This is a genomic window from Streptococcus sp. SN3, from assembly GCF_030439905.1.
The window spans coordinates 1-19,929 of record NZ_JAQFJF010000013.1 but is presented as its reverse complement, the minus strand read 5'-3'; the positions used below and the strand labels follow the sequence as shown (position 1 = coordinate 19,929).

General features: G+C 42.3%; 34 protein-coding genes. 33 read left to right on the top strand and 1 reads right to left on the bottom strand.

Annotated features, from left to right (window positions below; all coding sequences use genetic code 11):
• Position 1 precedes the first annotated feature (1 nt).
• Positions 2 to 514, top strand: a complete 513-nt coding sequence (locus tag PCY71_RS14590; protein WP_002927288.1) for a kinase — start codon at positions 2 to 4, stop codon at positions 512 to 514.
• A gap of 17 nt (positions 515 to 531) precedes the next feature.
• On the opposite strand, the gene PCY71_RS14585 is transcribed toward PCY71_RS14590, so the two are convergent.
• Positions 532 to 1,407, bottom strand: coding sequence for a DUF975 family protein (locus tag PCY71_RS14585; RefSeq protein WP_002927287.1), 876 nt, complete (start codon positions 1,405 to 1,407; stop codon positions 532 to 534).
• A gap of 152 nt (positions 1,408 to 1,559) precedes the next feature.
• Here PCY71_RS14585 and tgt point away from each other — a divergent pair, with 152 nt between their 5' ends.
• The 32 genes from tgt (at position 1,560) to PCY71_RS14425 (ending at position 19,768) form a co-directional block, all read left to right on the top strand.
• Positions 1,560 to 2,702 carry a tRNA guanosine(34) transglycosylase Tgt gene (gene tgt / locus PCY71_RS14580; protein ID WP_061595401.1) on the top strand — a complete coding sequence of 381 codons (1,143 nt, stop codon included), beginning with the start codon at positions 1,560 to 1,562 and terminating at the stop codon, positions 2,700 to 2,702.
• A 25-nt stretch (positions 2,703 to 2,727) separates the two neighbouring features.
• On the top strand, positions 2,728 to 3,366 hold the full coding sequence (locus tag PCY71_RS14575) for a uridine kinase (RefSeq protein ID WP_049544050.1): 639 nt from the start codon (positions 2,728 to 2,730) through the stop codon (positions 3,364 to 3,366).
• 372 nt (positions 3,367 to 3,738) lie between these two features.
• Positions 3,739 to 4,047 (top strand): 30S ribosomal protein S10, encoded by a 309-nt coding sequence (gene rpsJ / locus PCY71_RS14570; RefSeq protein WP_002894478.1) that lies wholly within the window; start codon positions 3,739 to 3,741, stop codon positions 4,045 to 4,047.
• An 83-nt stretch (positions 4,048 to 4,130) separates the two neighbouring features.
• Positions 4,131 to 4,757, top strand: coding sequence for a 50S ribosomal protein L3 (rplC, locus tag PCY71_RS14565; RefSeq protein WP_002894479.1), 627 nt, complete (start codon positions 4,131 to 4,133; stop codon positions 4,755 to 4,757).
• A gap of 24 nt (positions 4,758 to 4,781) precedes the next feature.
• Positions 4,782 to 5,405 carry a 50S ribosomal protein L4 gene (gene rplD / locus PCY71_RS14560; RefSeq protein WP_002894480.1) on the top strand — a complete coding sequence of 208 codons (624 nt, stop codon included), beginning with the start codon at positions 4,782 to 4,784 and terminating at the stop codon, positions 5,403 to 5,405.
• Positions 5,405 to 5,701 carry a 50S ribosomal protein L23 gene (locus PCY71_RS14555; RefSeq protein ID WP_002894481.1) on the top strand — a complete coding sequence of 99 codons (297 nt, stop codon included), beginning with the start codon at positions 5,405 to 5,407 and terminating at the stop codon, positions 5,699 to 5,701. The genes rplD and PCY71_RS14555 overlap by 1 nt, the downstream gene beginning before the upstream one ends.
• Positions 5,702 to 5,718: 17 nt before the next feature.
• Complete coding sequence (gene rplB / locus PCY71_RS14550) at positions 5,719 to 6,552, top strand: 50S ribosomal protein L2 (RefSeq protein WP_002894482.1); 834 nt, start codon at positions 5,719 to 5,721, stop codon at positions 6,550 to 6,552.
• A gap of 85 nt (positions 6,553 to 6,637) precedes the next feature.
• The gene (gene rpsS, locus PCY71_RS14545) at positions 6,638 to 6,919 is read left to right on the top strand and encodes a 30S ribosomal protein S19 (RefSeq protein ID WP_000533766.1); all 282 of its coding nucleotides are present in this window, start codon (positions 6,638 to 6,640) and stop codon (positions 6,917 to 6,919) included.
• An 11-nt stretch (positions 6,920 to 6,930) separates the two neighbouring features.
• Positions 6,931 to 7,275, top strand: coding sequence for a 50S ribosomal protein L22 (gene rplV / locus PCY71_RS14540; RefSeq protein WP_002894484.1), 345 nt, complete (start codon positions 6,931 to 6,933; stop codon positions 7,273 to 7,275).
• A 12-nt stretch (positions 7,276 to 7,287) separates the two neighbouring features.
• Positions 7,288 to 7,941 carry a 30S ribosomal protein S3 gene (gene rpsC, locus PCY71_RS14535; protein WP_002894486.1) on the top strand — a complete coding sequence of 218 codons (654 nt, stop codon included), beginning with the start codon at positions 7,288 to 7,290 and terminating at the stop codon, positions 7,939 to 7,941.
• Positions 7,942 to 7,944: 3 nt separating this feature from the next.
• Positions 7,945 to 8,358, top strand: coding sequence for a 50S ribosomal protein L16 (rplP, locus tag PCY71_RS14530; protein ID WP_000960948.1), 414 nt, complete (start codon positions 7,945 to 7,947; stop codon positions 8,356 to 8,358).
• A gap of 9 nt (positions 8,359 to 8,367) precedes the next feature.
• Positions 8,368 to 8,574, top strand: a complete 207-nt coding sequence (gene rpmC, locus PCY71_RS14525; RefSeq protein WP_002894488.1) for a 50S ribosomal protein L29 — start codon at positions 8,368 to 8,370, stop codon at positions 8,572 to 8,574.
• A gap of 23 nt (positions 8,575 to 8,597) precedes the next feature.
• Positions 8,598 to 8,858 carry a 30S ribosomal protein S17 gene (gene rpsQ, locus PCY71_RS14520; RefSeq protein ID WP_000440801.1) on the top strand — a complete coding sequence of 87 codons (261 nt, stop codon included), beginning with the start codon at positions 8,598 to 8,600 and terminating at the stop codon, positions 8,856 to 8,858.
• 25 nt (positions 8,859 to 8,883) lie between these two features.
• Positions 8,884 to 9,252 carry a 50S ribosomal protein L14 gene (rplN, locus tag PCY71_RS14515; RefSeq protein ID WP_002894494.1) on the top strand — a complete coding sequence of 123 codons (369 nt, stop codon included), beginning with the start codon at positions 8,884 to 8,886 and terminating at the stop codon, positions 9,250 to 9,252.
• A 76-nt stretch (positions 9,253 to 9,328) separates the two neighbouring features.
• The gene (rplX, locus tag PCY71_RS14510) at positions 9,329 to 9,634 is read left to right on the top strand and encodes a 50S ribosomal protein L24 (protein ID WP_002894497.1); all 306 of its coding nucleotides are present in this window, start codon (positions 9,329 to 9,331) and stop codon (positions 9,632 to 9,634) included.
• Positions 9,635 to 9,657: 23 nt separating this feature from the next.
• On the top strand, positions 9,658 to 10,200 hold the full coding sequence (gene rplE / locus PCY71_RS14505; RefSeq protein WP_002894499.1) for a 50S ribosomal protein L5: 543 nt from the start codon (positions 9,658 to 9,660) through the stop codon (positions 10,198 to 10,200).
• Positions 10,201 to 10,217: 17 nt separating this feature from the next.
• On the top strand, positions 10,218 to 10,403 hold the full coding sequence (locus tag PCY71_RS14500; protein WP_001085697.1) for a type Z 30S ribosomal protein S14: 186 nt from the start codon (positions 10,218 to 10,220) through the stop codon (positions 10,401 to 10,403).
• Positions 10,404 to 10,616: 213 nt separating this feature from the next.
• Positions 10,617 to 11,015 (top strand): 30S ribosomal protein S8, encoded by a 399-nt coding sequence (rpsH, locus tag PCY71_RS14495; RefSeq protein ID WP_002899666.1) that lies wholly within the window; start codon positions 10,617 to 10,619, stop codon positions 11,013 to 11,015.
• Between the two features lie 189 nt (positions 11,016 to 11,204).
• A complete protein-coding gene (rplF, locus tag PCY71_RS14490; protein WP_002894503.1) occupies positions 11,205 to 11,741 on the top strand; it encodes a 50S ribosomal protein L6 in 537 nt (178 codons plus the stop codon).
• An 85-nt stretch (positions 11,742 to 11,826) separates the two neighbouring features.
• Positions 11,827 to 12,183 (top strand): 50S ribosomal protein L18, encoded by a 357-nt coding sequence (rplR, locus tag PCY71_RS14485; protein ID WP_009659213.1) that lies wholly within the window; start codon positions 11,827 to 11,829, stop codon positions 12,181 to 12,183.
• Between the two features lie 17 nt (positions 12,184 to 12,200).
• On the top strand, positions 12,201 to 12,695 hold the full coding sequence (rpsE, locus tag PCY71_RS14480) for a 30S ribosomal protein S5 (protein WP_002894506.1): 495 nt from the start codon (positions 12,201 to 12,203) through the stop codon (positions 12,693 to 12,695).
• Positions 12,696 to 12,708: 13 nt separating this feature from the next.
• Positions 12,709 to 12,891: a 50S ribosomal protein L30 gene (gene rpmD, locus PCY71_RS14475; RefSeq protein WP_002894509.1), complete on the top strand. Its 183-nt coding sequence runs from the start codon at positions 12,709 to 12,711 to the stop codon at positions 12,889 to 12,891.
• A gap of 154 nt (positions 12,892 to 13,045) precedes the next feature.
• Positions 13,046 to 13,486 (top strand): 50S ribosomal protein L15, encoded by a 441-nt coding sequence (rplO, locus tag PCY71_RS14470; RefSeq protein ID WP_002901833.1) that lies wholly within the window; start codon positions 13,046 to 13,048, stop codon positions 13,484 to 13,486.
• 12 nt (positions 13,487 to 13,498) lie between these two features.
• Positions 13,499 to 14,806 carry a preprotein translocase subunit SecY gene (secY, locus tag PCY71_RS14465; protein WP_111676779.1) on the top strand — a complete coding sequence of 436 codons (1,308 nt, stop codon included), beginning with the start codon at positions 13,499 to 13,501 and terminating at the stop codon, positions 14,804 to 14,806.
• 173 nt (positions 14,807 to 14,979) lie between these two features.
• The gene (locus PCY71_RS14460; RefSeq protein WP_301412806.1) at positions 14,980 to 15,618 is read left to right on the top strand and encodes an adenylate kinase; all 639 of its coding nucleotides are present in this window, start codon (positions 14,980 to 14,982) and stop codon (positions 15,616 to 15,618) included.
• A gap of 117 nt (positions 15,619 to 15,735) precedes the next feature.
• Positions 15,736 to 15,954, top strand: coding sequence for a translation initiation factor IF-1 (gene infA, locus PCY71_RS14455; protein WP_001029883.1), 219 nt, complete (start codon positions 15,736 to 15,738; stop codon positions 15,952 to 15,954).
• A gap of 22 nt (positions 15,955 to 15,976) precedes the next feature.
• Positions 15,977 to 16,093 (top strand): 50S ribosomal protein L36, encoded by a 117-nt coding sequence (gene rpmJ, locus PCY71_RS14450; RefSeq protein ID WP_001808836.1) that lies wholly within the window; start codon positions 15,977 to 15,979, stop codon positions 16,091 to 16,093.
• Between the two features lie 17 nt (positions 16,094 to 16,110).
• Positions 16,111 to 16,476 (top strand): 30S ribosomal protein S13, encoded by a 366-nt coding sequence (gene rpsM, locus PCY71_RS14445; RefSeq protein ID WP_301412805.1) that lies wholly within the window; start codon positions 16,111 to 16,113, stop codon positions 16,474 to 16,476.
• A 19-nt stretch (positions 16,477 to 16,495) separates the two neighbouring features.
• Positions 16,496 to 16,879 (top strand): 30S ribosomal protein S11, encoded by a 384-nt coding sequence (rpsK, locus tag PCY71_RS14440; protein ID WP_001118385.1) that lies wholly within the window; start codon positions 16,496 to 16,498, stop codon positions 16,877 to 16,879.
• Between the two features lie 45 nt (positions 16,880 to 16,924).
• Positions 16,925 to 17,863: a DNA-directed RNA polymerase subunit alpha gene (locus PCY71_RS14435; RefSeq protein WP_002894519.1), complete on the top strand. Its 939-nt coding sequence runs from the start codon at positions 16,925 to 16,927 to the stop codon at positions 17,861 to 17,863.
• Positions 17,864 to 17,874: 11 nt separating this feature from the next.
• Positions 17,875 to 18,261 (top strand): 50S ribosomal protein L17, encoded by a 387-nt coding sequence (rplQ, locus tag PCY71_RS14430; protein ID WP_002894521.1) that lies wholly within the window; start codon positions 17,875 to 17,877, stop codon positions 18,259 to 18,261.
• A gap of 247 nt (positions 18,262 to 18,508) precedes the next feature.
• Positions 18,509 to 19,768, top strand: coding sequence for a glutamate-cysteine ligase family protein (locus tag PCY71_RS14425; RefSeq protein ID WP_002908225.1), 1,260 nt, complete (start codon positions 18,509 to 18,511; stop codon positions 19,766 to 19,768).
• Positions 19,769 to 19,929 lie beyond the last annotated feature (161 nt).

The following is a 19,929-nucleotide window of genomic DNA, read 5'->3' as shown; positions in this document are numbered from 1 at the left end:
GATGGCCGAGTTAGTTATCATTCGTGGAAATTCCGGCTCTGGCAAGTCTAGTCTCGCTGGGAAACTGCAGACTCACTACGGCCGAGGGACTCTCCTGATATCGCAAGATACGGTTAGACGGGACATGCTCAAGGAAAAAGTTGAGCCAGGGAATTTATCTATTGACCTGACGGAAACACTGGCTCGCTTCGGCTACGAGCATGATTTGCTAGTTCTGGTAGAAGGATTTTATGAGACAGATATTTACGGACAGATGCTAGAACGGTTGAAAAAAATCTTCGCTCCGCAGGTCTTTGCTTACTACTATGACCTATCCTTTGAAGAAACAGTCCGTCGCCATCAGACCAGAGCTAAACAAGAAGAATTTACCCCAGCCGACATGAAGCGCTGGTGGAAAGACAGAGACTTCTTGGGCTGGGAAGAGGAAGCCTTTTTCACAGATGAGGATTCACTAGAGGCAGCCTTTGATAAAATCTGCTCTGCCCTTGACAAGAAAGACTACAATAGTAAATAAAAAAACAACTCACAAGCTTAGGACAAGGAGTCCTGTGCCTGTGGGTTGTTTTCTTTTGAGATTGTTTTTTCTTTTTTCAACTCTTCGTAGAAGAGAATGTAAGCAGTCGCTGTATAAGGGAGAACTATAAAATTCAGCAAGCCGTAAGTTAATCTGGCCAATAAATTCCAGCCGATGAAGCTCAGATTAAGCATAAAAAGCTTTCCTTTATAGCCTTTCATTAGCTTCCGGCTTTGACGGATAGCATAGAAAGCTCCCTGGTAACTCCCAGCCTCAAGCTGGTCATAGAGGATGAACTCTGCTTGAGCATAGGCATAGTACTGAGGGATGGCAATACCTAAGCCAGTGAATATCAAGAGGGTTCCCAGTAACATACCAGGGGTGTATTGAAGAATCTGCTGGCCTACAGCACTTTGAGCCGTCACCACCGTATTGGCTGGGATTTTTTCCGAAATAGAGAGAATTTTATAAGCATTAAAGATTGCTAGGAGACTTCCGCAGAACATAGGAATATTCCAAAGAAAAATCAGCAGCTGCTTGAGCAAAACCGTCTTGAAGACTGGAGTGAAAGTCTTGCTGGTGAAAAGCTGGCCAATATCTGAAAAACCAACGTCATCCTTTGTCTTACGAAGGACCTTCATCATGGTATAGCTGGCAGAAAGCAGTAGCAAGGTCAAGATAAACTGGATGGTTGTTGGGAAAAGATTTTTGCTAATGAGAAGATAGATGGACTGGCTAAAAGTTAGGCTGGGAATGGAATCTCTTAGATTGTCATTAAGGGAAAGTAAGATGCTGAGGATGCTGACAAGAGTTGGGGCCGCAAACAAAAGAAAAATCCCTCTCGTTTGGCTGCGGACGGTACGAGCCTGAGCTCTGATGTTGCTTAGATTCATAATTCCTCCATTTGGATTTGTCTGTTACATTATATCATACCCCGTGACAGATAGAAGTTTTTTTGGTAAAATCATACGGTATCTTGTGAGCCCTTGCTGCTCATTATATAGAAGAAAAATCGCTGGGACTGTTTTTCCCAGCAGGAGGAAACATGTCAACATCACCGATTCAATATCGTTTGATTAAAAAAGAAAAGCATACAGGTGCTCGTTTGGGGGAAATTATCACGCCTCACGGGACTTTTCCAACGCCTATGTTTATGCCGGTTGGTACCCAGGCGACGGTCAAGACCCAGTCACCAGAAGAGCTCAAGCAAATGGGTTCTGGTATCATCTTGTCCAATACTTACCACCTCTGGCTGCGGCCGGGCGATGAGCTGATTGCTCGTGCAGGTGGCTTGCACAAGTTCATGAACTGGGATCAGCCAATTCTGACGGATAGCGGTGGTTTTCAGGTCTATTCTCTAGCTGACAGCCGCAATATCACAGAAGAAGGAGTAACTTTCAAGAACCACCTCAATGGTTCCAAAATGTTCCTGTCACCAGAAAAGGCCATCTCCATCCAGAACAATCTGGGCAGTGACATTATGATGTCTTTTGATGAGTGCCCGCAGTTCTACCAACCCTATGACTATGTCAAGAAGTCCATTGAGCGGACTAGTCGTTGGGCAGAGCGTGGCCTCAAGGCCCACAGCCGTCCACACGACCAAGGTCTCTTTGGGATTGTTCAGGGTGCTGGATTTGAAGATTTGCGTCGTCAGTCTGCTCAAGACTTGGTCAGCATGGATTTTCCAGGCTACTCTATTGGAGGACTGGCTGTTGGTGAGTCCCACGAAGAGATGAATGCAGTGCTGGACTTCACAACGCCTATGCTGCCTGAAAACAAACCCCGCTATCTCATGGGAGTTGGAGCGCCAGATAGCTTGATTGATGGGGTTATACGTGGTGTGGATATGTTTGACTGCGTCCTGCCGACTCGGATTGCCCGAAATGGTACCTGTATGACCAGCGAAGGACGTCTAGTTGTTAAAAACGCTCAGTTTGAGGAAGATTTCACGCCGCTTGACCAAAACTGTGACTGCTACACATGTACCAACTACACGCGGGCCTATATCCGCCACTTGCTCAAAGCGGACGAGACCTTCGGCATCCGCCTGACCAGCTATCACAACCTCTACTTCTTGGTAAACCTTATGAAGAAGGTTCGCCAAGCCATCATGGATGACAACTTGCTGGAATTCCGTGAAGACTTTATTGAGCGCTACGGCTACAATAAATCCAGCCGAAATTTCTAAGAAACTCCATTTGAAAGGGGAAGCTATGTCTGATGAAGAGAAATTGCTGAAAAGATTGACAGCTTATCTGTCAGACGACCAACACCACACCCTGCGTATTTACGGTCATGGAGCTTCGGGCAAGTCAACTTTTGCTCGCAAACTCCAGCTAGCCTTGGGTGAGGAACGAGCTAATTTACTTGCAACAGATCCGTATGTAATTGCTGGAGACTATCGAGATTTGCTCAGTTCCAAAGATTTTCCTCATCAAAAAGTAACGGCTTGTATCCCAGCTGTTCATGAACTGAGTAGTCTGGAGCGAGATATTTGTGCCTTGCAGTCTGGTCTGGATATTCTGACCATTGGCACAGCTTGGTCGCCTAGCTTGCGATTATCAGCCCAAAAGCCTATTCTGATAGTAGAAGGTATGTCGGCTGCCTTTTTGCCTGAAAGTTTGTTTGATTTGTCGATTTGCTTTTACACGGACGACCAGACTGAGTTAGAGCGCCGCTTGGCAAGAGATGTGGCTGTGCGAGAGCGCAGGCCAGATTGGATAAAGCAGACGCATCTAGCTAGGCGAGAGCAATATATACACTTTTATCAGCCCTATTTAGCAGCTGCCGGCCTTGTCATCTGCCAGTCGGGCAATAGCTTTCGTATCGAAAAGGACAGTCCCTTGTTATAAAACAAAGTAGCCAAGGGTAAATTTTCGTTTCTAATCTCACTGATGTGCGTCAGTGGGATTTTGTATTTTCTGAATACAAACTCGAATAAATAGGTTAAAAATCTAAATTTTCTTCTCTATAATGATTTACAAGACTTATAAATTATTTAGAAAACACTTTCATAAAAAATTATCCTAAAAATCATTAAAAAATTACTCAAATCCCTTGCAATGACTGGTTCTTTGTGTTAAGATACTATGGTGCTGTAAAAATACAGTGTGTAGCTTTGATGCAAGAGGTTGCGACACGCTCGGTTGCATTGCCACGCAATCGCCTGTCGGTTTTCTTGTGGAGCTAGCCTATTATCTTAAATAGACGAAAAGGAGAAAAAGATGGCAAACAAAAAAATCCGCATCCGTTTGAAAGCTTACGAACATCGTACACTTGATACAGCGGCTGCAAAAATCGTAGAAACTGCTACTCGTACTGGTGCTGAAGTTGCGGGTCCAATCCCACTTCCAACTGAGCGCAGCCTCTACACAATCATTCGTGCGACTCACAAATATAAAGACTCTCGCGAACAATTTGAAATGCGTACTCACAAACGTTTGATCGACATCATCAATCCAACTCAAAAAACAGTTGACGCTTTGATGAAATTGGATCTTCCAAGTGGTGTGAACGTAGAGATTAAACTTTAATCTAAAGCTTGATCTAAACCAGAGCATGAAAAACGCTCGTTAAAAACTTTTTGAAAAAAATATAGAAAAGGAAACATTTTCTCATGACAAAAGGAATCTTAGGGAAAAAAGTGGGAATGACTCAAATCTTCACTGAAGCTGGCGAATTAATCCCTGTAACTGTTGTTGAAGCAGCTCCAAACGTTGTTCTTCAAGTTAAAACAGTTGAAACAGATGGTTACAACGCAGTTCAAGTTGGTTTTGATGACCTTCGTGACGTATTGAGCAACAAACCTGCCAAAGGCCATGTAGCGAAAGCTAACACAGCTCCTAAGCGCTTCATTCGTGAATTCAAAAACATTGAAGGCTTGGAAGTAGGAGCAGAAATCACTGTCGATACATTCGAAGCTGGTGATGTTGTTGATGTAACAGGAACTTCAAAAGGTAAAGGTTTCCAAGGTGTTATCAAACGCCACGGCCAATCTCGTGGTCCAATGGCTCACGGTTCACGTTACCACCGTCGTCCTGGTTCAATGGGACCAGTTGCGCCAAACCGCGTGTTCAAAAACAAACGCTTGGCTGGACGTATGGGCGGTAACCGTGTAACGATTCAAAACCTTGAAATCGTACAGGTTGTTCCAGAGAAGAACGTTATCCTGATTAAAGGTAACGTACCAGGTGCTAAGAAATCTCTTATCACTATCAAGTCAGCAGTTAAAGCTGGTAAATAATAAAGAAAGGGGAAATCAGTCACAATGGCAAACGTAAAATTATTTGACCAAACTGGTAAAGAAGCTGGTGAAGTAGTTCTGAACGATGCGGTCTTTGGTATTGAGCCAAATGAATCAGTTGTCTTTGATGTTATCATCAGCCAACGCGCTAGCCTTCGTCAAGGAACTCACGCTGTTAAAAACCGTTCTGCAGTATCAGGCGGCGGACGCAAACCATGGCGTCAAAAAGGAACTGGACGTGCTCGTCAAGGTTCTATCCGCTCTCCACAATGGCGTGGTGGTGGTATCGTATTCGGTCCAACTCCTCGTTCATATGCTTACAAACTTCCACGTAAAGTTCGTAGATTGGCATTGAAATCAGTTTACTCTGAAAAAGTTGCTGAAAACAAATTCGTAGCTGTAGACAGCCTTTCATTTACAGCTCCAAAAACTGCTGAGTTTGCAAAAGTGCTTGCTGCACTGAGCATCGATACGAAAGTCCTTGTTATCCTTGAAGAAGGAAACGAATTCGCTGCACTTTCAGCTCGCAACCTTCCAAACGTGAAAGTTGCAACTGCAACAACTGCAAGCGTTCTGGACATCGTAAACAGCGATAAACTTCTGGTTACTCAGGCAGCTATCTCTAAAATTGAGGAGGTTCTTGCATAATGAATTTGTACGACGTAATCAAAAAACCTGTTATCACTGAAGGTTCAATGGCTCAGTACGAAGCAGGCAAATACGTATTTGAAGTGGACACTCGCGCTCACAAACTCTTGATTAAGCAAGCTGTTGAAGCTGCTTTTGAAGGAGTTAAGGTTGCTAACGTTAACACTATCAATGTAAAACCAAAAGCAAAACGCGTTGGACGCTACACTGGTTTTACAAACAAAACTAAAAAAGCTATCGTAACACTGACAGCTGATTCTAAAGCAATCGAGTTGTTCGGTGCAGAAGAAGAATAATCTAAGGAGGAAATATCGTGGGAATTCGTGTTTATAAACCAACAACAAACGGTCGCCGTAATATGACTTCTTTGGATTTCGCTGAAATCACTACCAGCACTCCAGAAAAATCTTTGCTTGTTTCTTTGAAGAGCAAGGCTGGTCGTAATAACAACGGTCGCATCACTGTTCGTCACCAAGGTGGCGGCCACAAGCGTCACTACCGTTTGATTGACTTCAAGCGTAACAAAGACGCTGTTGAAGCAGTTGTAAAAACAATCGAGTATGATCCAAATCGTTCAGCAAACATCGCTTTGGTTCACTACACTGACGGTGTGAAGGCTTATATCATCGCTCCTAAAGGTCTTGAAGTTGGTCAACGTATCGTTTCAGGTCCTGAAGCAGATATCAAAGTCGGAAACGCTCTTCCGCTAGCTAACATCCCAGTTGGTACTTTGGTTCACAACATTGAGTTGAAACCAGGCCGTGGTGGAGAATTGGTTCGTGCTGCTGGAGCTTCTGCTCAAGTATTGGGTCAAGAAGGTAAGTACACTCTTGTTCGTCTTCAATCAGGCGAAGTTCGTATGATTCTTGGTACTTGCCGCGCTACAGTTGGTGTTGTCGGAAACGAACAACATGGACTTGTAAACCTTGGTAAAGCAGGACGTAGCCGTTGGAAAGGTATCCGCCCAACAGTTCGCGGTTCTGTAATGAACCCTAACGATCACCCACACGGTGGTGGTGAAGGTAAAGCACCAGTTGGTCGTAAAGCGCCATCTACTCCATGGGGCAAACCTGCTCTTGGACTTAAAACTCGTAACAAAAAAGCGAAATCTGACAAACTTATCGTTCGTCGTCGCAACGAGAAATAATTTAAAACAATCTATCCGCCAGCTCGGTAGCGCTGCTTAGTCAGCGCAGGCCGCTGTGGTACTTATTTAAAGGAGAAAATATAAAATGGGACGCAGTCTTAAAAAAGGACCTTTCGTCGATGAGCATCTGATGAAGAAAGTTGAAGCTCAAGCTAACGACGAAAAGAAAAAAGTCATCAAAACTTGGTCACGTCGTTCAACGATCTTCCCAAGTTTCATTGGTTACACAATCGCAGTTTATGACGGACGTAAACACGTACCTGTTTACATCCAGGAAGACATGGTAGGTCACAAGCTTGGTGAATTTGCGCCAACTCGTACTTACAAAGGTCACGCTGCAGACGACAAGAAAACACGTAGAAAATAAGGAGAACATAAATGGCAGAAATTACTTCAGCTAAAGCAATGGCTCGTACAGTGCGTGTTTCACCTCGTAAATCTCGTCTGGTTCTTGACAATATTCGTGGTAAAAACGTCGCTGACGCAATCGCAATCTTGAAATTCACTCCAAACAAAGCTGCTGGCATTATCGAAAAAGTTTTGAACTCTGCAATCGCTAATGCTGAAAACAACTTTGGTTTGGAAAAAGCAAACTTGGTAGTATCTGAAGCTTTCGCAAACGAAGGACCAACTATGAAACGTTTCCGTCCGCGCGCTAAAGGTTCAGCTTCACCAATCAACAAACGCACAAGCCACATCACTGTGGTCGTTGCAGAAAAATAAGGAGGTAACATCGTGGGTCAAAAAGTACATCCAATTGGTATGCGTGTCGGCATCATCCGTGATTGGGATGCCAAATGGTATGCTGAAAAAGAATACGCGGATTACCTTCATGAAGATCTTGCAATCCGTAAATTCGTTCAAAAAGAATTGGCTGACGCAGCGATTTCAACTATTGAAATTGAGCGCGCAGTAAACAAAGTAAACGTTTCTCTTCACACTGCTAAACCAGGTATGGTTATCGGTAAAGGTGGAGCAAACGTTGATGCACTCCGTGCAAAACTCAACAAATTGACTGGAAAACAAGTCCACATCAACATCATCGAAATCAAGCGTCCTGACTTGGATGCGCACCTGGTTGGTGAAGGAATTGCTCGCCAGCTTGAGCAGCGTGTTGCTTTCCGTCGTGCTCAAAAACAAGCTATCCAACGTACAATGCGTGCAGGAGCTAAGGGAATCAAAACTCAAGTATCAGGTCGTTTGAACGGTGCAGATATTGCCCGCAGCGAAGGTTACTCTGAGGGAACTGTTCCGCTTCACACTCTTCGTGCGGATATCGATTACGCTTGGGAAGAAGCTGATACTACTTACGGTAAACTGGGTGTTAAAGTCTGGATCTACCGTGGAGAAGTCCTTCCAGCTCGTAAAAACACTAAAGGAGGTAAATAACCAATGTTAGTACCTAAACGTGTTAAACACCGTCGCGAATTCCGTGGAAAAATGCGCGGTGAAGCTAAAGGCGGAAAAGAAGTAGCATTTGGAGAATACGGTCTTCAAGCAACTACTAGCCACTGGATTACTAACCGCCAAATCGAAGCTGCCCGTATCGCTATGACTCGTTACATGAAGCGTGGTGGTAAAGTTTGGATTAAAATCTTCCCACACAAATCATACACTGCAAAAGCTATCGGTGTACGGATGGGATCTGGTAAAGGTGCTCCAGAAGGTTGGGTTGCGCCAGTTAAGCGTGGCAAAGTAATGTTTGAAGTTGCTGGCGTTTCAGAAGAAATCGCTCGCGAAGCGCTTCGCCTTGCAAGCCACAAACTTCCAGTTAAATGTAAATTCGTAAAACGTGAAGCAGAATAAGGAGAAGGCATGAAACTTAATGAAGTAAAAGAATTTGTTAAAGAACTTCGTGGTCTTTCTCAAGAAGAACTCGCGAAGCGTGAAAATGAATTGAAGAAAGAATTGTTTGATCTTCGTTTCCAAGCAGCTGCTGGCCAATTGGAGCAGACAGCTCGTTTGAAAGAAGTGAAAAAACAAATCGCTCGTATTAAAACTGTTCAATCAGAAGTTAAATAATAGACTAGGGAAGGAGAATTTCAATGGAACGCAATAATCGTAAAGTTCTTGTCGGACGCGTTGTTTCTGACAAAATGGACAAAACAATCACAGTTGTAGTTGAAACTAAACGTAACCACCCAGTCTATGGTAAACGTATTAACTACTCTAAGAAGTACAAAGCACATGACGAAAACAATGTTGCCAAAGAAGGCGATATCGTTCGTATCATGGAAACTCGTCCGCTTTCAGCTACAAAACGCTTCCGTCTTGTAGAAGTCGTTGAAGAAGCGGTTATCATCTAATCAAACCAGAAAGGAGAAAACTTAAATGATTCAAACAGAAACTCGTTTGAAAGTTGCCGACAACAGCGGCGCTCGCGAAATCTTGACGATCAAAGTTCTTGGTGGCTCAGGACGTAAGTTCGCTAACATCGGTGATGTAATCGTTGCGTCTGTAAAACAAGCTACTCCTGGTGGTGCGGTTAAGAAAGGTGACGTTGTAAAAGCTGTTATCGTTCGTACTAAATCAGGTGCTCGTCGTAAAGATGGTTCATACATCAAATTTGACGAAAACGCTGCAGTCATCATCCGTGAAGACAAAACTCCTCGCGGAACTCGTATCTTCGGCCCAGTTGCTCGTGAATTGCGTGACGGTGGCTTCATGAAGATCGTATCATTGGCTCCAGAAGTACTTTAATCAAAAAATTAACAAACACAGTCCCCTGACAAAAGTCAGGGTGCCCTATGGGCGTAAGAATTAAGAGGAGAAATAAATGTTTGTAAAAAAAGGCGACAAAGTTCGCGTAATTGCTGGTAAAGACAAGGGTGTTGAAGCGCTTGTTGTTACAGCTCTTCCAAAAGTAAACAAAGTTGTTGTTGAAGGTGTAAACATCGTTAAGAAACACCAAAAGCCAAATAACGAAAACCCTCAAGGTGCTATCGTGGAAAAAGAAGCACCAATCCATGTGTCAAACGTTCAAGTTCTTGACAAAAATGGTGTTGCAGGACGTGTTGGCTACAAGTTTGTAGACGGCAAAAAAGTTCGTTACAATAAAAAATCGGGCGAAGTGCTTGACTAATCACGAAGGAAAGGAGAAGTATAATGGCAAATCGTTTAAAAGAAAAATATCTTAAAGAAGTAGTTCCTGCTTTGACTGAAAAGTTCAACTACTCATCTGTTATGGCTGTGCCAAAAGTGGATAAAATCGTTTTGAACATGGGTGTCGGTGACGCTGTATCAAACGCTAAAAACCTTGAAAAAGCTGCTGAAGAATTGGCTCTTATCTCAGGTCAAAAACCACTTATCACTAAAGCTAAAAAATCAATCGCCGGCTTCCGTCTTCGTGAAGGTGTAGCGATCGGTGCTAAAGTAACCCTTCGTGGCGAACGTATGTATGAATTCTTGGATAAATTGGTTTCAGTTTCTCTTCCACGTGTTCGTGACTTCCACGGTGTACCAACAAAATCTTTTGATGGACGCGGAAACTATACACTTGGTGTGAAAGAGCAATTGATCTTCCCAGAAATCAACTTTGATGACGTTGATAAGACTCGCGGTCTTGACATCGTTATCGTAACAACTGCTAACACTGACGAAGAGTCACGCGAATTGCTTACAGGCCTTGGAATGCCTTTTGCAAAATAATATAGGAGGTAAAACAAATGGCTAAAAAATCAATGATTGCTAAGAACAAACGCCCAGCTAAGTTCTCTACGCAAGCTTATACTCGTTGTGAAAAATGTGGCCGTCCACATTCCGTTTACCGCAAGTTTAAACTTTGCCGTGTTTGCTTCCGTGAATTAGCATACAAAGGACAAATCCCTGGCGTTACCAAAGCATCTTGGTAATATCATGATAAAAAGAGCGTAACAACCACAGCAAAAATAGGAAATTTGGTGAAGGAGCGATGCTCCAAAACAAATTTATCTTTTTTGCCCAGGTTGTAGCTCGTGTTCAAATAAGAGTTATCTTGTTCGAATGTGTCAATACAATCTGAGCCTAGCTCAATCATTAACTAGCAAGTGCAGCTTGCAAACTACTAGTAAGAGGAGAAATATAAAATGGTTATGACTGACCCAATTGCAGACTTTCTGACACGTATCCGTAATGCTAACCAAGCAAACCACGAAGTGCTTGAAGTGCCTGCATCAAACATCAAAAAAGGGATTGCTGAAATCCTGAAGCGTGAAGGTTTTGTAAAAAACGTTGAAATCATCGAAGATGACAAACAAGGCATCATCCGTGTATTTCTTAAATACGGACAAAATGGTGAAAAAGTTATCACTGGTTTGAAACGCGTTTCAAAACCAGGTCTGCGTGTTTACAAGAAACGCGAAGATCTTCCAAAAGTTCTGAACGGACTTGGAATTGCTATCCTTTCAACATCTGAAGGCTTGCTGACTGATAAAGAAGCACGCCAAAAGAATGTTGGTGGTGAGGTTATCGCTTACGTTTGGTAATATTTAGTTCCCAATTTCTTTGTGACTCTTCGTTATCGTCTCTTGCCTAACCCAAAGTTATGCCTGCGAGACGATTCCTAGATTCACTTTGAAATTGAAACCTAAATGTTCCTTTAAATCGAGAAATCGATTTAAGCCCCGTGAAAACTGGTCGCTTGCGGCCTGACAATCTAACAGGAGAATATATACATGTCACGTATTGGTAATAAAGTTATCGTGTTGCCTGCTGGTGTTGAGATCAGCAACAAAGACAACGTTGTAACTGTAAAAGGACCTAAAGGAGAACTGACTCGTGAGTTCTCAAAAGATATTGAAATCCGTGTGGAAGGAACTGAAGTAACTCTTCACCGTCCAAACGATTCAAAAGAAATGAAAACAATCCACGGAACAACTCGTGCCCTTTTGAACAACATGGTTGTTGGTGTATCAGAAGGATTCAAGAAAGAACTTGAAATGCGCGGGGTTGGTTACCGTGCACAACTTCAAGGCAAAAAGCTTGTACTTTCAGTTGGTAAATCTCATCCAGACGAAGTAGAAGCACCAGAAGGCATCACTTTTGAACTTCCAAACCCAACAACTATCGTTGTCAGTGGAATTTCAAAAGAAGTAGTCGGACAAACTGCAGCTTACGTACGTAGTCTGCGTGCTCCAGAGCCATACAAAGGTAAAGGTATCCGCTACGTTGGTGAATTCGTTCGCCGCAAAGAAGGTAAAACTGGTAAATAATCTTGTCTGGCTGATTTTTTCAGCCAAACAAGCTGTTTCCCAAGGTTGTGCATGAGCACAAGATTAAAATTAAGAGGTGAAAATTGTGATTACGAAACCAGATAAAAATAAAATCCGCCAAAAACGCCACCGTCGCGTTCGCGGAAAACTCTCTGGAACTGCTGATCGCCCACGTTTGAACGTATTCCGTTCTAATACAGGCATCTACGCTCAAGTGATTGATGACGTAGCGGGTGTAACGCTCGCAAGCGCTTCAACTCTTGACAAAGAAGTTTCAAAAGGAACTAAAACAGAACAAGCCGTTGTTGTTGGTAAGCTCGTTGCTGAACGTGCAGTTGCTAAAGGTATTTCTGAAGTCGTCTTCGACCGCGGTGGATATCTCTATCACGGACGTGTAAAAGCTTTGGCTGATGCAGCTCGTGAAAACGGATTGAAATTCTAAGAGGAGGACACTAGAAAATGGCATTTAAAGACAACGCAGTTGAACTTGAAGAACGTTTAGTTGCCATCAACCGTGTTACAAAAGTTGTTAAAGGTGGACGTCGTCTTCGCTTTGCAGCTCTTGTAGTTGTTGGTGATCGCAATGGTCGTGTTGGCTTCGGTACTGGTAAAGCTCAAGAAGTACCAGAAGCAATCCGCAAGGCAGTTGAAGATGCGAAGAAGAATTTGATTGAAGTACCAATGGTTGGCACAACAATTCCTCACGAAGTTCTTTCAGAATTTGGCGGAGCGAAAGTATTGCTTAAGCCAGCTGTTGAGGGTTCTGGAGTTGCTGCTGGTGGCGCGGTTCGTGCCGTCATCGAGTTGGCAGGTGTAGCAGATGTTACATCTAAATCTCTTGGCTCTAACACTCCAATCAACATCGTTCGCGCAACTGTTGAAGGTTTGAAACAATTAAAACGCGCTGAAGAAGTTGCTGCCCTTCGTGGTATTTCAGTTTCTGACTTGGCATAAGAAAGGGGATAACATGGCTCAAATTAAAATTACTTTGACTAAGTCTCCAATCGGACGCATCCCGTCACAACGTAAAACTGTTGTAGCACTTGGACTTGGCAAATTGAACAGCTCAGTTATCAAAGAAGATAATCCAGCAGTACGCGGTATGATTACTGCAGTATCACACTTGGTAACTGTTGAAGAAGTTAAATAAGCTTTGCTGGTTTAACAACTTTAAATTAAAATACGTTAGGGGATGGGATTTTCTCAGCCCCTAAAACTAAATATATGTATAGGCGAGTTTATATAGGAGACACCTTTTCTCCTATATGAGCGCTAGCATTTTACAAAAGAGGAGAAATAATATAATGAAACTTCATGAATTACAACCTGCTGCAGGTTCTCGTAAAGTCCGCAACCGTGTTGGTCGTGGTACATCATCTGGTAACGGTAAAACATCTGGCCGTGGTCAAAAAGGTCAAAAAGCTCGTAGCGGTGGCGGCGTTCGCCTTGGTTTTGAAGGTGGACAAACTCCATTGTTCCGTCGTCTTCCAAAACGTGGTTTCCTGAACATCAACCGCAAAGAATATGCGATTGTTAACCTTGACCAACTGAACGCCTTTGAAGATGGCGCTGAAGTAACACCAGTTGTTCTCATCGAAGCAGGTATTGTAAAAGCTGAAAAATCAGGTATCAAGATTCTTGGTAACGGAGAATTGACAAAGAAATTGACTGTTAAGGCAGCTAAATTCTCTAAATCAGCTGAAGAAGCTATCACTGCTAAAGGTGGTTCAGTGGAAGTCATCTAAGCGAGGTGACCTATGTTTTTCAAACTATTAAAAGACGCATTTAAAATCAAACAGGTACGGTCTAAGATTCTGTTCACGATTTTCATCATCTTAGTTTTCCGTATCGGTACAACCATAACGGTTCCAGGGATTAATGCCAAAGCCTTAAGCAATTTGAATGATTTGCCATTCCTGAATATGCTGAGCTTGGTCTCTGGTAACGCCATGCGCAACTTCTCTGTCTTTGCACTTGGAGTCAGTCCTTACATCACAGCTTCGATCGTTGTTCAGCTGCTGCAAATGGACTTGCTTCCGAAGTTTGTAGAGTGGGGCAAGCAAGGGGAAGTGGGACGGAGGAAGCTGAATCAAGCGACTCGTTATATCGCCCTAGTTTTGGCCTTTGTGCAGGCAATTGGGATTACTGCTGGTTTTGATACTCTCTCAAGAGCTAATCTGGTTGCCAATCCTAATGTTCAGACCTACGCTTTGATTTGCGTTCTTCTAGCAACTGGTTCAATGATTGTAACTTGGCTAGGTGAGCAGATTACAGACAAGGGTTACGGAAATGGCGTTTCCATGATTATCTTTGCTGGTATCGTTTCAGCTATCCCTGATATGATTAAAGGTATCTATGAAGATTACTTTGTCAATATCCCTAGTAATCGTTTGACTTCATCCTTCATTTTTGTAGGGATTCTGATTGTGGCAGTCCTGCTTATCATTTACTTTACAACCTTTGTACAGCAGGCTGAATATAAAATTCCAGTTCAGTATACGAAAGTAGCGAAGGGTGCACCTTCTAGCTCCTATCTGCCACTGAAAGTCAATCCAGCTGGGGTCATTCCAGTAATCTTTGCCAGCTCGATTACAGCTGCACCGGCAGCGATTTTCCAAGTTGTCAGTGCCTTGGGCTATGACGCAGATTGGGTTAAGACAGCTCAGTCACTTTTGGCAACAACGACCATTAGTGGTATGTTCATGTACGCCTTCCTGATTGTCCTCTTTACATTCTTCTATACTTTTGTACAGATTAATCCAGAGAAGACAGCAGAAAATCTGCAAAAGAGCGGAGCCTACATTCCAGGTGTTCGTCCGGGTAAAGGAACAGAAGACTATATGTCTAAGCTGCTGCGTCGTTTGGCAACAGTTGGATCTCTCTTCTTAGGTTTCATTTCTATCCTGCCTATTTTGGCTAAAGATGTATTTGGATTGACAGATGCCGTTGCTCTTGGAGGAACCAGTCTCTTGATCATCATCTCAACCGGTATTGAGGGAATGAAACAGCTAGAAGGCTACCTGCTGAAGAGAAAGTATGTCGGCTTTATGGATACTTCAGAGTAAGGGACTTTTTGAATAGCTTTTCTAATGAGAAGCCCGTTCAGATAACCTTTCTTGAACCGAAAATAAACAAAATAAAAGGGGACAGAGTAGACTCACCCCCTTCTATTTTGTTTTTAAACGAGTTTATTAATCGGTTTAATAGATTGCTTTAAAAACAAAAAAGGAGACCAATCATGAATCTTTTGATTATGGGCTTACCAGGTGCTGGTAAAGGAACTCAAGCTGCTAAAATCGTTGAGCATTTCAATGTTGCGCATATTTCAACTGGAGATATGTTCCGTGCAGCGATTGCTAACCAAACAGAGATGGGCGTTTTAGCCAAGTCATATATTGACAAGGGCGAGTTGGTTCCAGACCAAGTGACAAACGGCATTGTCAAAGAGCGCTTGAGTCAGGATGATATTAAGCAAACAGGCTTCCTCTTGGATGGCTATCCGCGCACGATTGAGCAAGCAAATGCCTTGGACCAAACTCTGGCAGAGCTTGATTTGGCTTTAGATGGCGTTATCAATATAGAAGTAGATCCTAATTGTTTACTGGAGCGTTTGAGCGGTCGGATTATCCATCGTGAAACAGGTGAAACCTTCCACAAGGTCTTCAATCCGCCAGCAGACTACAAGGAAGAGGATTATTACCAGCGCGAAGATGACAAGCCTGAGACAGTTAAACGTCGTTTGAATGTCAATATCGCACAAGGTCAACCAATCATTGATCACTATCGCAGCAAAGGTTTGGTCCATGATATTCAAGGAAATCAAGATATTAATGATGTCTTCTCAGCTATCGAAAAAGTCTTGACAAATTTGAAATAAAAGCGTTTTTCCTGCTTGCAATATTTGACAAGTAGTGATACAATGAATTAGTCTGACTTATAATTGTTACCTCTGTGCTCAGAGGGATCAAATCGAAATTTATGGAGGTACTTTTGCGTGGCAAAAGACGATGTGATTGAGGTTGAAGGCAAGGTAGTTGATACAATGCCTAATGCAATGTTTACGGTTGAACTTGAAAATGGACATCAGATTTTAGCAACAGTTTCTGGTAAAATTCGTAAAAACTATATTCGTATTTTAGCGGGAGACCGTGTGACTGTAGAAATGAGTCCTTATGATTTGACACGTGGACGGATCACATACCGCTTTAAATAATCGAAAAACTTGGAGGGAAAAAATGAAAGTAAGACCATCGGTCAAACCAATTTGCGAATACTGCAAAGTTATTCGTCGTAATGGTCGTGTTATGGTAATTTGCCCAGCAAATCCAAAACACAAACAACGTCAAGGATAAGATAGAAAGGAGAAAAAATGGCTCGTATTGCTGGAGTTGACATTCCAAATGACAAACGTGTAGTCGTTTCACTGACTTATGTGTACGGTATCGGACTTCCAACTTCTAAGAAAATCTTGGCATCTGCTGGGGTTTCAGAAGACATCCGTGTAAAAGATCTTACAATCGAACAAGAAGACGCTATCCGTCGTGAAGTAGATGCGATTAAAGTTGAAGGTGACCTTCGTCGTGAAGTAAACTTGAACATCAAACGTTTGATGGAAATCGGTTCATACCGTGGAATCCGTCACCGTCGTGGACTTCCTGTCCGTGGACAAAACACTAAAAATAACGCCCGCACTCGTAAAGGTAAAGCTGTTGCGATTGCAGGCAAGAAAAAATAATATAAGGAGGTAAAAAGTCTTGGCTAAACCAACACGTAAACGTCGTGTGAAGAAAAATATCGAATCCGGTATTGCTCATATTCACGCTACATTTAATAACACTATTGTTATGATTACTGATGTGCATGGTAACGCGATTGCTTGGTCATCTGCTGGAGCTCTTGGATTTAAAGGTTCTCGTAAATCTACACCATTTGCTGCCCAAATGGCATCTGAAGCAGCTGCTAAATCTGCACAGGAACACGGTCTGAAATCAGTTGAAGTTACTGTAAAAGGTCCAGGTTCTGGTCGTGAGTCTGCTATTCGTGCTCTTGCTGCCGCTGGTCTTGAAGTAACAGCTATTCGTGATGTGACTCCTGTACCACACAATGGTGCTCGTCCTCCAAAACGTCGCCGTGTATAATCACCAACCGTTACACTGCTTTTCGTTTAAGAGGGAGTATAGCAAATGATTGAGTTTGAAAAACCAAATATAACAAAAATTGATGAAAATAAAGATTATGGCAAGTTTGTAGTAGAGCCGCTTGAGCGTGGCTATGGTACAACATTGGGAAATTCTCTTCGCCGTGTGCTTTTGGCTTCACTTCCAGGTGCTGCCGTTACTTCAATTAATATTGAAGGTGTTTTGCACGAGTTTGATACGATTTCCGGTGTCCGTGAAGACGTGATGCAAATTATTCTGAACGTCAAAGGGATTGCTGTAAAATCTTACGTCCAAGACGAAAAGATTATTGAACTGGATGTTGAAGGACCAGCAGAAGTAACTGCTGGAGACATTTTGACAGACAGTGATATTGAAATTATAAACCCTGATCATTATCTCTTTACAATCGGAGAAGGCGCAAGCTTTAAGGCAACGATGACTGTCAACAGCGGTCGTGGTTATGTGCCTGCAGATGAAAATAAGAAAGATGATGCACCAGTGGGAACACTTGCGGTGGATTCCATCTATACGCCAGTGACAAAAGTTAATTACCAGGTTGAGCCAGCTCGTGTTGGTAGCAACGATGGTTTTGACAAACTAACCCTTGAAATTTTAACGAATGGAACAATTATTCCAGAAGATGCTTTGGGACTTTCAGCCCGCATCCTTACGGAACACTTGAATCTCTTCACTAACCTGACAGAAGTAGCTATCGCTGCAGATGTTATGAAGGAAGCAGAAAAGACTTCTGATGACCGCATTTTGGAACGGACCATCGAAGAATTAGATTTGTCAGTTCGCTCATACAACTGTTTGAAACGTGCAGGTATCAATACTGTATTTGATTTAACAGAAAAATCTGAGCCTGAAATGATGAAAGTTCGTAACTTAGGACGTAAGAGTCTAGAAGAAGTAAAAGTTAAACTTGCTGATCTCGGTCTGGGGTTAAAAAACGATAAATAAAGGAGGAATACATGGCTTACCGTAAACTAGGACGCACTAGCTCACAACGTAAAGCAATGCTTCGCGATTTGACTACTGATTTGCTGATCAACGAATCAATCGTGACAACTGAAGCTCGTGCTAAAGAAATCCGTAAAACAGTTGAAAAAATGATTACATTGGGCAAACGTGGAGACTTGCACGCTCGTCGTCAAGCTGCAGCTTTTGTACGCAATGAAATCGCATCAGAAAACTATGATGAAGCAACAGAAAAGTATACTACAACTACTGCTCTTCAAAAATTGTTCTCTGAGATTGCACCACGCTATGCAGAGCGCAACGGTGGATATACTCGTATCCTGAAAACTGAACCGCGCCGCGGTGATGCTGCGCCAATGGCAATCATCGAATTAGTATAAGATCATCAATCTTTGTTGAGTGTTATGATGATGGAATAGAGGTTCTATTCTTAGTCTAGCTCTGGTCTACCGCTAGGATTTTTTCCTAGCGGGAACACTCATCATATAGTTGATAATAGGTAGACGCTTGTTTACGAAATTGCTTTTAAGGCAAAAACAATTTCGTAAGCAGGCGTTTTTGCATGAGGCTAGGAAAATACCTGAAATTTTGTTATAATACTTTAACACTATCAAAAATTTATAGGAAATGGAAATGATGGATTCAATCCAAATTTTAAAAGAACGCTATTTAAAGAATATCAAAGAAAATCCAACGGTATACATTGGCATTGAGTTAGAATTTCCTATTGTCAATAGCCAGGGCGGAGCGACTGATACAAATGTTGCAAAAAATCTCTTAAAACGTCTGTTGGAAGAGTATGATTTTGAGGCAGAACGATTTGACAGAGACGGGAATCCCATTCAACTGAAATCTACTAAAAATGAAGACAGAATTCTTTTTGAGGTCTCTTACAATACTTTGGAATTTGCTTTTGCCAAGGCTAGCAGAATTCAAGAAGTTGAAGAGCGTTTTAAGAACTATCTGAGCATTATTCAGGCAATTCTACGCAAAGAAAACCATGAAATTCAAGGTAAAGGAATTCATCCTTTCTGGGCAGAAAATGATAATAGTCCAGTTAAGTATCCAAGATATGAAATGCTGATGCAGTATTTAGCTATGGGAAAGAACATGGATGGTCTGCACAATTATCCAGAATATGGTGCTTTTATTTGTGGGAGTCAGGTGCAGTTAGATGTTTCAAGAGAAAATTATTTAACTGTTATCAATGTCTTCAATCAAATTGAAGCTGCCAAGGCATACCTCTTTGCCAATTCAGAGTTTTCAGATTCTTCTTGGAATACAAAAATCGCTCGAGATATTTTCTGGGAGCAATCGATGCATGGCATTTTACAGGAAAATGCGGGTGTTAATTCGAAAGATTTTCAAACTGAAGATGAATTTTTTGCATATCTTGATAGATCAGCACTTTTTACTGCCGAACGAAATGGTCAATCCTACTATTTCTATCCGATAGCTGCTAATGAATACTTGAGCCAGAAAACTATTGAGGCTTATGACCTTTCAGGCGAAAAAGCAAACTTGACTCCAAGGGAAGCAGACTTCAAGAATCACAGAAGTTATCAGTATCAAGATTTGACGACACGGGGGACAGTAGAGTTTCGGAGTGTCTGTACCCAACCTTTTGATAAAACCTTTTCTTCTGCTGCTTTTCATCTTGGTATTTTAGAAAATCTGGAAAATGTAAAAACCTATTTACAAAATGCTACCTTCTTTCAACAGGAAGGTCGAGATTACAAAGCTTTAAGAAGAAGGTTCTCTAAAAAAGAGTTGACCGCAAGTGAAACAGAGCATATTTATGAACTCACAAAGACTTTGCTTCAGCTGGCGAGAGCTGGTTTAATAGCACGTCAACTAGGTGAGGAAGCTTTTCTTCCCTCTCTTTAATAGAGGCTAGCCTCTGATGCATAAAAAATTCTAGAAAACTTTTAAAAAAAATTGGAAAAAGGTATTGACAGGTTGGTGGTATAGGTGATATACTAATATAGTTGTCGCGAAAGACAAAGCCCTTTGAAAACTGAACAAGACGAACCAAGTGCAGGGTGACA